Origin of the sequence: Pseudomonas sp. HT11 (assembly GCF_044875395.1) — a bacterium.
Taxonomy (GTDB): domain Bacteria; phylum Pseudomonadota; class Gammaproteobacteria; order Pseudomonadales; family Pseudomonadaceae; genus Aquipseudomonas.
Genome location: NZ_CP173217.1, coordinates 781,448 through 795,204, shown reverse-complemented (window position 1 = coordinate 795,204; position 13,757 = coordinate 781,448). Strand labels below are relative to the sequence as shown.

Annotated in this window: 6 protein-coding genes, 2 tRNA genes and 3 rRNA genes; 1 reads left to right on the top strand and 10 read right to left on the bottom strand. The window is 55.9% G+C overall.

From position 1 onward, the window contains the following. Positions 1-31: 31 nt before the first annotated feature. From ABWL43_RS03430 to ABWL43_RS03385, 10 genes are all read right to left on the bottom strand, one after another. Positions 32-2,335 carry a PqiB family protein gene (locus ABWL43_RS03430; RefSeq protein ID WP_106578504.1) on the bottom strand — a complete coding sequence of 768 codons (2,304 nt, stop codon included), beginning with the start codon at positions 2,333-2,335 and terminating at the stop codon, positions 32-34. Then, positions 2,328-2,951, bottom strand: a complete 624-nt coding sequence (locus tag ABWL43_RS03425) for a paraquat-inducible protein A (RefSeq protein ID WP_242195008.1) — start codon at positions 2,949-2,951, stop codon at positions 2,328-2,330. The genes ABWL43_RS03430 and ABWL43_RS03425 overlap by 8 nt, the downstream gene beginning before the upstream one ends. Continuing rightward, a complete protein-coding gene (locus ABWL43_RS03420) occupies positions 2,938-3,597 on the bottom strand; it encodes a paraquat-inducible protein A (protein WP_242195010.1) in 660 nt (219 codons plus the stop codon). The genes ABWL43_RS03425 and ABWL43_RS03420 overlap by 14 nt, the downstream gene beginning before the upstream one ends. Before the next feature lie 327 nt (positions 3,598-3,924). Continuing rightward, positions 3,925-4,040: ribosomal RNA gene (rrf, locus tag ABWL43_RS03415) — 5S ribosomal RNA — on the bottom strand. A gap of 170 nt (positions 4,041-4,210) precedes the next feature. After that, positions 4,211-7,102 (bottom strand): 23S ribosomal RNA (locus ABWL43_RS03410). 251 nt (positions 7,103-7,353) lie between these two features. After that, positions 7,354-7,429: transfer RNA gene (locus ABWL43_RS03405), tRNA-Ala, on the bottom strand. A gap of 30 nt (positions 7,430-7,459) precedes the next feature. After that, positions 7,460-7,536 (bottom strand) — tRNA-Ile (locus tag ABWL43_RS03400). 83 nt (positions 7,537-7,619) lie between these two features. After that, positions 7,620-9,156, bottom strand: a 16S ribosomal RNA gene (locus ABWL43_RS03395). The 16S, 23S and 5S rRNA genes sit together here with 2 tRNA genes alongside, the layout of an rRNA operon. 624 nt (positions 9,157-9,780) lie before the next feature. Continuing rightward, positions 9,781-11,274, bottom strand: a complete 1,494-nt coding sequence (locus tag ABWL43_RS03390) for a CoA-acylating methylmalonate-semialdehyde dehydrogenase (RefSeq protein WP_124416352.1) — start codon at positions 11,272-11,274, stop codon at positions 9,781-9,783. Positions 11,275-11,313: 39 nt separating this feature from the next. Next, the gene (locus ABWL43_RS03385; RefSeq protein WP_106577754.1) at positions 11,314-12,663 is read right to left on the bottom strand and encodes an aspartate aminotransferase family protein; all 1,350 of its coding nucleotides are present in this window, start codon (positions 12,661-12,663) and stop codon (positions 11,314-11,316) included. A 125-nt stretch (positions 12,664-12,788) separates the two neighbouring features. Here ABWL43_RS03385 and ABWL43_RS03380 point away from each other — a divergent pair, with 125 nt between their 5' ends. Further along, on the top strand, positions 12,789-13,709 hold the full coding sequence (locus tag ABWL43_RS03380; RefSeq protein WP_145160389.1) for a LysR family transcriptional regulator: 921 nt from the start codon (positions 12,789-12,791) through the stop codon (positions 13,707-13,709). Positions 13,710-13,757 lie beyond the last annotated feature (48 nt).

Below are 13,757 nucleotides of genomic sequence, written 5' to 3'. Positions count from 1 at the left end.
CCGGGCTTGCCCGCGATGGCCGCGCCTCGGTTTATTTGCCGAGCGAAATCTTAGGCGCCCAGGTCAGCCATTCATCTTCAAACTTGTCGAACAGCGGGAAGGTCTGCTGCGGCCGGGCGGCATTGCCCATACGCTCGCCGTCTGGCGTGGCGAAAGCGATACCGCCGGCGACCAGCGTCTCCAGGGATTCAGTGCGCACTGTCGCGCCTTTGAACAGGCCGAAGTCGAGACCGAAACCGCTGGTGTTCCAGAAGCGGCTGCCGCTGCGCACCAGTGGCGCGTACTTGGGCTCGATCAAGATATGGATCAGCACGCGGTCGGCGGTCTGACCCAGCTCGTAGCCGGTGACTTTGCCGACGGTGACCTCACGGTAGGTGACCGGCACGCCTTCCTTCAACGAGCCACGGCGTGCGGCGCTGAGTACCAGGCTCAGGCCTTCCTCCTGACGGGCCGCCTCCGGTGGCTTGTCCAACGCGACGAAACTCTTTTGTGGGCCGGCGTTTTTCGCGGATGGCTGCACCTCGATGTACTGGCCCGTGACCAGGGTTTCCAGGTTCGAGGTTTTCATCAGGCCCAATTCGGGCTTGACCACCCAGAACTGGCTGCCGGCGCGGGCGATCCGATCGGCCACTTGGGTGATGCGCGCGCTGAGCAACACCGACTGCATATCGGCACTGAGGTCGACGCTCTCGATCTTGCCTACGTCTAGGCCTTTGAAGCGTACCGCGGTGCCGGGGCGCAGGCCGTCGGCGCGATCGACCTTGATGGTCACCAGCGTGCCGTGTTGATTGGCGGCTTCGCGATCGGCAAACAGACGGAAGCGCGGGATACGTTTTTTCAGCGGCACGTTCGGTTCCGGGGTCTCGAAGGCAATACCGCCGGCCATCAAGCTGGCCAGGGATTCACTCTTGACCTGGATGCCACCGGTGAGCCCGCCCGTCAGCGTGACGCCGCTGGCATTCCAGAAGCGCGTCGAACCGTTGACCAGGTTTTCGTATTCCTTTTCGATGTGAACACCGATCACCAATTGCTTGTTCTTGCGCGAGAACTGGTAGCTCTGTACCGAACCCACCTTGACCTGTTTGTAGAGGATCGGGCTGCCGACATCCAGCGAGCCGAGGCTGTCGGTGAACAACACCATGTGCAGGCCGGGGGAACGCAGGTCCAACGGTGGTGCCTTGGCCCGAGCGACGAATTCACGCTGCGGCGCACTGCCTTTATCGCCAGGGCGAATGGCGATGTAGTTACCTTTGACCAGCGCTTCCAGGCCGGTGATACCGGCAAGCGAGATGGACGGTTTGACCACCCAGAACTGGGTGTCTTGCACCAGGTAGTCTTCGGCAAGCGGGTCGAGGGTGAGCTCGGCATTGGCGCTGGACAGGTCGGGGTCAATCTTCAGGGTTTTCAGGCTACCGACCTGAATACCTTTGTACATGACCGGTGTGCGCCCGGCCTGCAGGCCTTCGAAGTCCGTGAGTTTGACCTTGACCTTGAGACCGGCCGCCGCTGCGTCGAAGTCTTCGTATAAGCGAAACGGCAGGCTTGGATCGGTAGGAGGGCTGTCCTTGCGGTTCTCGGGTGTGGCGAAAGCGATGCCGCCGGCAACGATGCTCGAGAGAGACTCGCTGCGCACCTTCACGCCGGAGAGGTTGGCGTCGATGCTGATGCCGCTGGCGTTCCAAAAGCGCGTATGTTTGCGCACCAGGCTGGCGTAAGTGGGCTCGATGTAGACCTTGATCTCGACCGTACTCTGGTCTTCGGACAACAAGTAGCTTTTGACCTGGCCAACCTGAATCTGCTTGTAGAACACCGGGCTGCCACGGTTGAGCGAGCCCAGGCGATCGGCCTTGATGGTCAGGTGCAAGCCGGGCTTGGCGTCGGATAAAGGTGGCTCTTCGGAAAGGGCCTTGAACTTGCGGGACGGCTCGCCGTCGCCAGGGCTGGCGGCGATGTAGTTACCCGAGACCAGGGTTTCCAGGCCGGTGATACCGGCGAGGCTGACACTGGGTTTGACCAGCCAGAAACGGGTGTTGGTCTTGAGGTATTGCTCCACATCCTTGTTCATCTCGATGGTGGCGATCACCCCGCGATTGTTGCCCTCGTCGTCCAGGGCCAGGGTCTTGACCTTGCCCACGGGCATGCCTTTGTAGACCACTTCGGTCTTGTTGGCCTGGATGCCTTCGCCACTTTCAAAGCGCACCTGGATCTCGATGCCTTGTTGGGAATAGGCACGCCATCCCAGCCAACCACCGATGATCAGGGCTATCAGGGGCAACACCCAAATGGCCGACCAGTTGGAGGCCGGGCGGGTTTTAGCTTTTGGCAAATCACTCATGGTCGTCGTCCGACTCCGTGTTGTCCCAAATCAGTCGGGGATCAAAAGTTACTGCGGCAAGCATCGTCAAGATCACCACACTGGCGAACGCTGCAGCACCGAGATTAGCCTCGACACTGGCAAGTCGCCCAAAGTTAACAACCGCTACCAGGATGGCGATCACGAAGATATCCAGCATGGACCAGCGGCCAATGAATTCGATAAAGCGGTACATGATAATGCGTTGTTGCGCGGACAGCGGCTGGCGACGCTGCACCGAGAACAGCAGCAGGCCAATGCCCACCAGCTTGAATGTCGGTACAAGAATACTGGCAATAAACACCACAGCAGCAATGGGGAACATGCCGTGCTGCACCAGCTGGATCACGCCGGCCATGATGGTACTTGGATCGCCCTGACCAAGGGAGTTAACGGTCATGATTGGTAACAGGTTGGCGGGGATATACAGGATCGCCGCCGTGACCAGTAACGCCCAGGTACGCGTAAGGCTGTTGGGACGACGGGCGTGGATCAGCGCACCGCAACGGGTGCAGAGCTGCTCATCGGTGTCGGCCTCTTGCTTGTTCAGCTCGTGGCATTCGGTACAAATCAGAATGCCTGCATCAATCGCCCGCATGATCATCCTCTCCTGACAACGCTTGCCAGATCTGGTGGGGCGACATCACCACCTCAAGCAGCACCTGAACCATTAATAGACTGATGAAACAGATAAGTCCCAGGCCGACCGTGATGGAGGCCATGTCGGCGAGTTTGACGATCGCCACGAGCACGCCCATCAGGTAGACCTCCAACATTCCCCAGTCTTTCAAGTGATGGTAAATGCGGTAAAGCAATAACCCATAGCTGCGGCCGATCTTCCAGCGAATGCTCAGCAGCACAGCCAACTGGCAGAGCAATTTGAGCAATGGAATGCCCATGCTGCACAGAAACACCACTGCGGCGACGCCTTGCATGCCGGTATCGAACAGACCTACAACGCCGCTCCAAACGGTGTCCTCTGAGGACTGCCCGAGTAGATTGAGCTGCATGATGGGTAAAAAGTTCGCAGGGATGTACAGCAATAACGCGGCAATTACCAAGGCGAGGCTTCGCTCAACGACATTGTAGCGGTGAGCATAGAGCTCGTAACCGCAGCGTGGGCATTGAGCCTTTTCGCCTCGAGCGAGCGTGGGCTTGCGCATCAGCAAGTCGCACTCATGGCATGCCACCAGATCGTCCAGGGGTAAATCCGACACCGCTGGGGTATCAACCGGATCGGGCATAGTTAGGGCTCGAACTCTAAAAAAGGTTAGGTGCCTATTCTAATGGTCTGGTTCAGAAATAACTGTGCAAATTTGTCGGCCGGGATTGAGCCGCTGGTCGAGGGGGCGGTCGCGGCATGCGGCGCGAATAATGGGATGACGGAGCGTCCGCTGATATTGGCGATCTCGGGGAGAAGGGTGGGCTTTCGCTCGATACCAGAACGTTCGCGTTATTCGGAGAATGCGCGTTTTGCTGGCGTTCGTTGCCAGCACGCTTGCACTTACGCTTTTCGACCGCCCAAAACAAAGCCCCTGTTTGCGTTAGCAAACAGGGGCTTTGGAATTTAATCTTGACGATGACCTACTCTCACATGGGGAAACCCCACACTACCATCGGCGATGCATCGTTTCACTGCTGAGTTCGGGATGGGATCAGGTGGTTCCAATGCTCTATGGTCGTCAAGAAATTCGGGTACTGAGTCGTGACCATGCGGTCTCGCTTCAGCAAATTGGGTATGTGACAGCTTTCGGTGTTTTGTGAGGTTCGAACTTTCGGTTCATTTCGTCTTCACACACCGCAATCTGGTGCTCTTACGCTTTTCAGCTCGAAGCAAGCAAATTGCTTGGGTGTTATATGGTCAAGCCTCACGGGCAATTAGTATTGGTTAGCTCAACGCCTCACAGCGCTTACACACCCAACCTATCAACGTCGTAGTCTTCGACGGCCCTTCAGGGAACTCAAGGTTCCAGTGAGATCTCATCTTGAGGCTAGTTTCCCGCTTAGATGCTTTCAGCGGTTATCTATTCCGAACATAGCTACCCGGCAATGCCACTGGCGTGACAACCGGAACACCAGAGGTTCGTCCACTCCGGTCCTCTCGTACTAGGAGCAGCCCCTCTCAAATCTCAAACGTCCACGGCAGATAGGGACCGAACTGTCTCACGACGTTCTAAACCCAGCTCGCGTACCACTTTAAATGGCGAACAGCCATACCCTTGGGACCGGCTTCAGCCCCAGGATGTGATGAGCCGACATCGAGGTGCCAAACACCGCCGTCGATATGAACTCTTGGGCGGTATCAGCCTGTTATCCCCGGAGTACCTTTTATCCGTTGAGCGATGGCCCTTCCATACAGAACCACCGGATCACTAAGACCTACTTTCGTACCTGCTCGACGTGTCTGTCTCGCAGTCAAGCGCGCTTTTGCCTTTATACTCTACGACCGATTTCCGACCGGTCTGAGCGCACCTTCGTACTCCTCCGTTACTCTTTAGGAGGAGACCGCCCCAGTCAAACTACCCACCATACACTGTCCTCGATCCGGATAACGGACCTGAGTTAGAACCTCAAAGTTGCCAGGGTGGTATTTCAAGGTTGGCTCCACGCAGACTGGCGTCCACGCTTCAAAGCCTCCCACCTATCCTACACAAGCAAATTCAAAGTCCAGTGCAAAGCTATAGTAAAGGTTCACGGGGTCTTTCCGTCTAGCCGCGGATACACTGCATCTTCACAGCGATTTCAATTTCACTGAGTCTCGGGTGGAGACAGCGCCGCCATCGTTACGCCATTCGTGCAGGTCGGAACTTACCCGACAAGGAATTTCGCTACCTTAGGACCGTTATAGTTACGGCCGCCGTTTACCGGGGCTTCGATCAAGAGCTTCGCGTTAGCTAACCCCATCAATTAACCTTCCGGCACCGGGCAGGCGTCACACCCTATACGTCCACTTTCGTGTTTGCAGAGTGCTGTGTTTTTAATAAACAGTCGCAGCGGCCTGGTATCTTCGACCGGCATGAGCTTACGGAGCAAGTCCTTCACCCTCACCGGCGCACCTTCTCCCGAAGTTACGGTGCCATTTTGCCTAGTTCCTTCACCCGAGTTCTCTCAAGCGCCTTGGTATTCTCTACCCAACCACCTGTGTCGGTTTGGGGTACGGTTCCTGGTTACCTGAAGCTTAGAAGCTTTTCTTGGAAGCATGGCATCAACCACTTCGTTAACTAAAAGTTAACTCGTCATCAGCTCTCGGCCTTAAGATCCCGGATTTACCTAAGATCTCAGCCTACCACCTTAAACTTGGACAACCAACGCCAAGCTGGCCTAGCCTTCTCCGTCCCTCCATCGCAATAACCAGAAGTACAGGAATATTAACCTGTTTTCCATCGACTACGCTTTTCAGCCTCGCCTTAGGGACCGACTAACCCTGCGTCGATTAACGTTGCGCAGGAAACCTTGGTCTTTCGGCGTGGGTGTTTTTCACACCCATTGTCGTTACTCATGTCAGCATTCGCACTTCTGATACCTCCAGCAAGCTTCTCAACTCACCTTCACAGGCTTACAGAACGCTCCTCTACCGCATCACTTACGTGATACCCGTAGCTTCGGTGTATGGTTTGAGCCCCGTTACATCTTCCGCGCAGGCCGACTCGACTAGTGAGCTATTACGCTTTCTTTAAAGGGTGGCTGCTTCTAAGCCAACCTCCTAGCTGTCTAAGCCTTCCCACATCGTTTCCCACTTAACCATAACTTTGGGACCTTAGCTGACGGTCTGGGTTGTTTCCCTTTTCACGACGGACGTTAGCACCCGCCGTGTGTCTCCCATGCTCGGCACTTGTAGGTATTCGGAGTTTGCATCGGTTTGGTAAGTCGGGATGACCCCCTAGCCGAAACAGTGCTCTACCCCCTACAGTGATACATGAGGCGCTACCTAAATAGCTTTCGAGGAGAACCAGCTATCTCCGAGCTTGATTAGCCTTTCACTCCGATCCACAGGTCATCCGCTAACTTTTCAACGGTAGTCGGTTCGGTCCTCCAGTTAGTGTTACCCAACCTTCAACCTGCCCATGGATAGATCGCCCGGTTTCGGGTCTATTCCCAGCGACTAGACGCCCTATTAAGACTCGCTTTCGCTACGCCTCCCCTATTCGGTTAAGCTCGCCACTGAAAATAAGTCGCTGACCCATTATACAAAAGGTACGCAGTCACAGAACAAAGTCTGCTCCCACTGCTTGTACGCATACGGTTTCAGGATCTATTTCACTCCCCTCTCCGGGGTTCTTTTCGCCTTTCCCTCACGGTACTAGTTCACTATCGGTCAGTCAGTAGTATTTAGCCTTGGAGGATGGTCCCCCCATATTCAGACAAAGTTTCTCGTGCTCCGTCCTACTCGATTTCATGACTAAGAGACTTTCGCGTACAGGGCTATCACCCACTATGGCCGCACTTTCCAGAGCGTTCCGCTAATCTCAAAGCCACTTAAGGGCTAGTCCCCGTTCGCTCGCCACTACTAAGGGAATCTCGGTTGATTTCTTTTCCTCAGGGTACTTAGATGTTTCAGTTCCCCTGGTTCGCCCCTTACACCTATGTATTCAGTGTAAGGTAACCATCTTATGATGGCTGGGTTCCCCCATTCAGACATCTCCGGATCAAAGTCTGTTTGCCGACTCCCCGAAGCTTTTCGCAGGCTACCACGTCTTTCATCGCCTCTGACTGCCAAGGCATCCACCGTATGCGCTTCTTCACTTGACCATATAACCCCAAGCAATCTGGTTATACTGTGAAGACAACATTCGCCGAAAATTCGATAATACTCAATTACGAGTAACTCACAAATTTTACCTTAGCCTGATCCGTTACCAGTGAAAGTAACGTTCAGTCTATCTTTCTATCACATACCCAAATTTTTAAAGAACGATCTAATCAAAGACTAGAAATCAACATTCACCATCGCCTGGATGGAATGCTCATTTCTAAGCTTTCAAAACTTTCAGAAGCAGTAGTGGTGGAGCCAAACGGGATCGAACCGTTGACCTCCTGCGTGCAAGGCAGGCGCTCTCCCAGCTGAGCTATGGCCCCGTATTTCTACAGGCGTTTCCCACACAAAATTGGTGGGTCTGGGCAGATTCGAACTGCCGACCTCACCCTTATCAGGGGTGCGCTCTAACCAACTGAGCTACAGACCCAATTTCGGGCTGCTTCTTTATCGTCTTCTTCAATGAATCAAGCAATTCGTGTGGGAACTTATGGAGCAGCTGATGTCGTCGATTAAGGAGGTGATCCAGCCGCAGGTTCCCCTACGGCTACCTTGTTACGACTTCACCCCAGTCATGAATCACACCGTGGTAACCGTCCTCCCGAAGGTTAGACTAGCTACTTCTGGTGCAACCCACTCCCATGGTGTGACGGGCGGTGTGTACAAGGCCCGGGAACGTATTCACCGCGACATTCTGATTCGCGATTACTAGCGATTCCGACTTCACGCAGTCGAGTTGCAGACTGCGATCCGGACTACGATCGGTTTTATGGGATTAGCTCCACCTCGCGGCTTGGCAACCCTCTGTACCGACCATTGTAGCACGTGTGTAGCCCAGGCCGTAAGGGCCATGATGACTTGACGTCATCCCCACCTTCCTCCGGTTTGTCACCGGCAGTCTCCTTAGAGTGCCCACCATTACGTGCTGGTAACTAAGGACAAGGGTTGCGCTCGTTACGGGACTTAACCCAACATCTCACGACACGAGCTGACGACAGCCATGCAGCACCTGTCTCAATGTTCCCGAAGGCACCAATCTATCTCTAGAAAGTTCATTGGATGTCAAGGCCTGGTAAGGTTCTTCGCGTTGCTTCGAATTAAACCACATGCTCCACCGCTTGTGCGGGCCCCCGTCAATTCATTTGAGTTTTAACCTTGCGGCCGTACTCCCCAGGCGGTCAACTTAATGCGTTAGCTGCGCCACTAAAAGCTCAAGGCTTCCAACGGCTAGTTGACATCGTTTACGGCGTGGACTACCAGGGTATCTAATCCTGTTTGCTCCCCACGCTTTCGCACCTCAGTGTCAGTATTAGTCCAGGTGGTCGCCTTCGCCACTGGTGTTCCTTCCTATATCTACGCATTTCACCGCTACACAGGAAATTCCACCACCCTCTACCATACTCTAGTCAGTCAGTTTTGAATGCAGTTCCCAGGTTGAGCCCGGGGATTTCACATCCAACTTAACAAACCACCTACGCGCGCTTTACGCCCAGTAATTCCGATTAACGCTTGCACCCTCTGTATTACCGCGGCTGCTGGCACAGAGTTAGCCGGTGCTTATTCTGTCGGTAACGTCAAAACACTAACGTATTAGGTTAATGCCCTTCCTCCCAACTTAAAGTGCTTTACAATCCGAAGACCTTCTTCACACACGCGGCATGGCTGGATCAGGCTTTCGCCCATTGTCCAATATTCCCCACTGCTGCCTCCCGTAGGAGTCTGGACCGTGTCTCAGTTCCAGTGTGACTGATCATCCTCTCAGACCAGTTACGGATCGTCGCCTTGGTGAGCCATTACCTCACCAACTAGCTAATCCGACCTAGGCTCATCTGATAGCGCAAGGCCCGAAGGTCCCCTGCTTTCTCCCGTAGGACGTATGCGGTATTAGCGTCCGTTTCCGAACGTTATCCCCCACTACCAGGCAGATTCCTAGGCATTACTCACCCGTCCGCCGCTCTCAAGAGAAGCAAGCTTCTCTCTACCGCTCGACTTGCATGTGTTAGGCCTGCCGCCAGCGTTCAATCTGAGCCATGATCAAACTCTTCAGTTCAAACATCTTTGGGTTTTTAAGAAACCCTAAACTTGGCTCAGCAATCGTTGGTTACATCTTTGATTTCTCGCGGAGTAACTTGTGATGCTGATAATCTTGTTGACTATCAGTCTGACCCCACAAGCACCCACACGAATTGCTTGATTCAGTTGTTAAAGAGCGGTTGGTTAAGATCTTTCGTCTCAACCGAGGCGCGCATTCTACAGCAGCCTCATTTGCTGTCAAGTGATTATTTTCAGAAGTTTTCGAAGATTTCTTCAACAACTTCAACCACTTGCGCTTCCGATCTCTCGTTAGCGGGAGGCGAATTCTACAGCGTTACACGCTGCTGTCAACACCTCTTTTTCTCCGCTTTCGACCGAGAGGATCGAAACGTTAATAGAGCCAAACAACACTGCCCTACCAACTCCTTCTGGGCTTCGATGAACTGAAGCAACTCGCTGTCGAATCTCGCGTAACTCTTTGTTTACCAAGGAGTTTTCCGTTTCGACTGCGCCGGAAGTGGGGCGAATTATAGACTTCCAGAATCTGCCGTCAACACCTTTTTTCACATTTCTGTCATATCGGTCAATAAAGCCCCAAAAACGACAAAGCCGGCCCCAGGGGGCCGGCTTTTATCCCGCCTTACAGGCTAGGAAAGGCAAACTGCGACGCTTCATGGCTGGCCCGTTGCGGCCAACGCTGGGTGATCGCCTTGCGACGGGTATAGAAACGCACCCCATCTGGCCCATAGGCATGCAAGTCGCCAAACAGCGAGCGCTTCCAGCCGCCGAAGCTGTGATAAGCCACCGGCACCGGCAGCGGGACGTTCACCCCGACCATGCCCACTTCAATCTCGTCACAGAACAGGCGCGCTGCCTCACCGTCACGGGTAAAGATGCAAGTGCCATTACCGTACTCGTGATCATTGATCAGTTGCATCGCCGCTTCCAGGCTATCCACCCGAACCACACACAGCACCGGCCCGAAGATCTCTTCTTTATAGATGCGCATCTCAGGTGTCACACGATCAAACAGGCTGCCGCCCAGGAAGAAACCTTCCTCATGCCCGGCAACACTCAAACCGCGACCGTCGACCACCAGCTTGGCACCCGCCGACACGCCATCTTCTATATAGCCACTGACCTTATCCCGGGCCTGGCCAGTCACCAACGGCCCCATATCCAGGCCACACGAAGTGCCCGCTCCAATCTTCAGCGCCTTGACCTGCGGCACCAGCTTGGCGATCAACGCATCCGCCACCTGATCACCCACGCACACCGCCACCGAGATCGCCATGCAACGCTCACCGCACGAACCATACGCCGCGCCCATCAAGGCACTCACGGCGTTATCCAGGTCTGCGTCCGGCATCAGCACCGCGTGGTTCTTCGCCCCGCCCAGCGCTTGCACGCGTTTGCCGCGCTTGGTCGCTTCGGAATAAATGTATTCGGCAATGGGCGTCGAACCCACAAAGCTCAGCGCCTTGACTTCCGGCGCCTCGATCAGCGCATCCACCGCGCCCTTGTCACCGTGTACCACGCTCAACACGCCTTTAGGCAAGCCGGCTTCCTGCAGCAACTGCGCGATCAGCAGGGTAGAACTTGGATCACGCTCCGACGGTTTCAGGATGAAACAGTTGCCGCAGACAATGGCCAGCGGGTACATCCACAACGGCACCATCGCCGGGAAGTTGAACGGCGTAATACCAGCCACCACGCCCAACGGCTGGAAATCCGACCAGGCATCAATGTTCGGCCCCACGTTACGGCTGTACTCGCCCTTGAGAATCTCCGGCGCTGAGCACGCGTACTCGACGTTCTCGATCCCGCGCTTCAATTCACCCGCCGCGTCTTCCAGCGTCTTGCCGTGCTCTTCGCTGATCAACTGCGAGATGCGTGCTTCATTTTGCTCCAGCAATTGCTTGAAACGAAACATCACCTGGGCACGTTTGGCCGGCGGGGTATTGCGCCACGCCGGGAACGCGGCCTTGGCCGAGTCGATCGCCTGTTGAATGGTTTCACGACTGGCCAGCGGCACCTGGTGAATCACCTGGCCGGTAGACGGGTTGTACACGTCGGCACTCCGGCCGCTGTCATTGACCAACTCACCGTTGATCAAATGCTGGATAAGGCTCATGCAGGGCTCCTGAAAAGTTGTTCTATATAGAAGGAGAAATCAGTCGATCTTGTTCAGCACTTCGCCGACCGCGTCAAACAGACGATCCAGGTCCTGCGGCTTGCTGTTGAAGGTTGGCCCAAACTGCAGCGTGTCGCCGCCAAAGCGCACGTAGAAGCCGGCTTTCCACAAGGCCATGCCGGCCTCGAATGGACGCACGATGGCATCACCGTCACGCGGAGCAATCTGGATCGCGCCGGCCAGGCCGTAGTTACGAATGTCGATCACGTTCTTGCTGCCCTTCAAACCGTGCAGCGCATTCTCAAAGTGCGGGGCGACTTCGGCTACGCTCTGCACCAGGTTTTCCTTCTGCAACAGGTCCAATGCCGCCAGGCCAGCCGCGCACGCCACCGGGTGCGCCGAGTAGGTATAGCCGTGGGGGAATTCCACGGCGTACTCCGGCGTCGCCTGGTTCATGAAGGTCTGATAGATCTCGCTGCTGGCAATCACCGCGCCCATCGGGATCGCGCCGTTGGTGACTTGCTTGGCGATGCACATCAGGTCCGGGGTCACGCCGAAGCTGTCGGCGCCGAACATCGAGCCGGTACGGCCGAAACCGGTAATCACCTCGTCGAACACCAGCAGGATGTTGTGTTGGTCGCAGATCTCACGCAGACGCTTGAGGTAGCCCTGTGGCGGCACCAGCACGCCAGCGGAGCCGGCCATCGGCTCAACAAACACGGCGGCAATGTTCGACGCGTCGTGCAGTTCGATCAACTTGAGCAGCTCATCGGCCAAGGCGATACCGCCCTGCTCCGGCATGCCACGAGAAAACGCATTGCTCGCCAGCAAGGTGTGAGGCAGGTGATCCACATCCATCAAGCCCTGACCAAACAGCTTCCGGTTACCGTTGACGCCGCCCAGGCTGGTGCCGGCGATGTTGACACCGTGATAGCCACGGGCGCGGCCAATCATTTTGGTCTTAGTCGCCTGCCCCTTCAGCCGCCAGTAGGCGCGCACCATCTTCACCGCGGTATCGGCGCACTCGGAGCCCGAGTCCGTGAAAAACACGTGGTTCAGATTGCCCGGCGTCAGGTCGGTAATCTTTTCTGCCAGCTGGAACGACAGCGGATGGCCGTATTGGAAGCCCGGGGAGTAGTCCAGGGTGCCCAGTTGCTTGGCGACCGCTTCCTGGATTTCCTTGCGGGTGTGCCCGGCGCCGCAGGTCCACAGGCCCGACAACGAGTCGTACACCTTACGACCCTTGTCATCGGTCAACCAGCTGCCTTCGGCGGCCACGATCAGGCGCGGGTCACGCTGGAAGTTACGGTTGGCGGTGTAGGGCATCCAGTGCGCATCCAACTTCAATTGGCTGGCCAGGGACGTAGGGGCGTTTTCGGGCATGTTCATCAGCAAAACCTCGCAGGGCAAAAGGCAGCGTCGGGATTGAAAAGCGTTCTTGCAGCTAAATTGCCACGGGGATAAAGTCGGTGAAATTCAACTTTTCTAACCTTCAGTCAGGCCTTCACTAAACTATGAGCAGCCGTCGACCCGACCCCCTGGCCCAAGTCAGTGACTTCGATATCCGCCTGTTGCGCATCTTTCGCAGCGTGGTGGAGTGCGGCGGCTTCTCGGCAGCAGAAACCGTGCTCGGCATTGGCCGCTCGGCCATCAGCCAGCAGATGAGCGACCTCGAACAGCGCCTGGGATTGCGCCTATGCCAACGCGGGCGTGCCGGTTTCTCACTCACCGAAGAAGGCCGCGAGGTCTACCAATCGGCCCTGCAGCTATTAAGTGCCCTGGAAAGCTTTCGCACTGAGGTCAACGGCCTGCACCAGCATTTGCGTGGCGAGCTGATCATCGGCCTTACCGACAACCTCGTCACCCTGCCCCACATGCGCATCACTCACGCGTTGGCACAGTTGAAGGAACGCGGCCCGGACGTGCAGATACAAATCCGCATGATCGCCCCCAATGAAGTCGAGCAAGGCGTACTCGACGGCCGGCTGCATGTCGGCGTTGTCCCCCAGGCCAGCGCGCTGTCGGGCCTGGAATACCAGCCGCTGTACAGCGAACGTTCGCTGCTCTATTGCGCGGTTGGCCACCCGCTGTTTTATGCCGACGACAAACAACTGGACGACACCCGCCTCGACAGCCAGGACGCCATCGCCCCCACCTTCCGCTTGCCCGCCGAGATCCAGGCCCATTACCAGGCACTCAACTGCACCGCCAGTGCCTCGGACCGCGAAGGCATGGCGTTCCTGATCCTCACGGGTCGCTACATTGGTTACCTGCCTGACCACTACGCCAGCCTGTGGGTACAACAAGGCCGACTGCGTGCGCTGAAACCGACTACACGTTTTTACGATTTGAGCCTCGCATCGGTCACGCGCAAGGGCCGTCGCCCTCATTTGGTGCTGGAAAGCTTTCTCGAGAGCCTTGCGGCAACGCGCTAGCTCGGGCCTTTCGGCAAAAGCTGAGCAACTGGACAGCTTTTTGCAAGG

Coding starts and splice junctions, on each gene's coding strand:
- ABWL43_RS03430 (WP_106578504.1), bottom strand. CDS start 2,335: ATGAGTGATTTGCCAAAAGCTAAAACCCGCCCGGCCTCCAACTGGTCG.
- ABWL43_RS03390 (WP_124416352.1), bottom strand. CDS start 11,274: ATGAGCCTTATCCAGCATTTGATCAACGGTGAGTTGGTCAATGACAGC.
- ABWL43_RS03425 (WP_242195008.1), bottom strand. CDS start 2,951: ATGCGGGCGATTGATGCAGGCATTCTGATTTGTACCGAATGCCACGAG.
- ABWL43_RS03380 (WP_145160389.1), top strand. CDS start 12,789: ATGAGCAGCCGTCGACCCGACCCCCTGGCCCAAGTCAGTGACTTCGAT.
- ABWL43_RS03420 (WP_242195010.1), bottom strand. CDS start 3,597: ATGCCCGATCCGGTTGATACCCCAGCGGTGTCGGATTTACCCCTGGAC.
- ABWL43_RS03385 (WP_106577754.1), bottom strand. CDS start 12,663: ATGAACATGCCCGAAAACGCCCCTACGTCCCTGGCCAGCCAATTGAAG.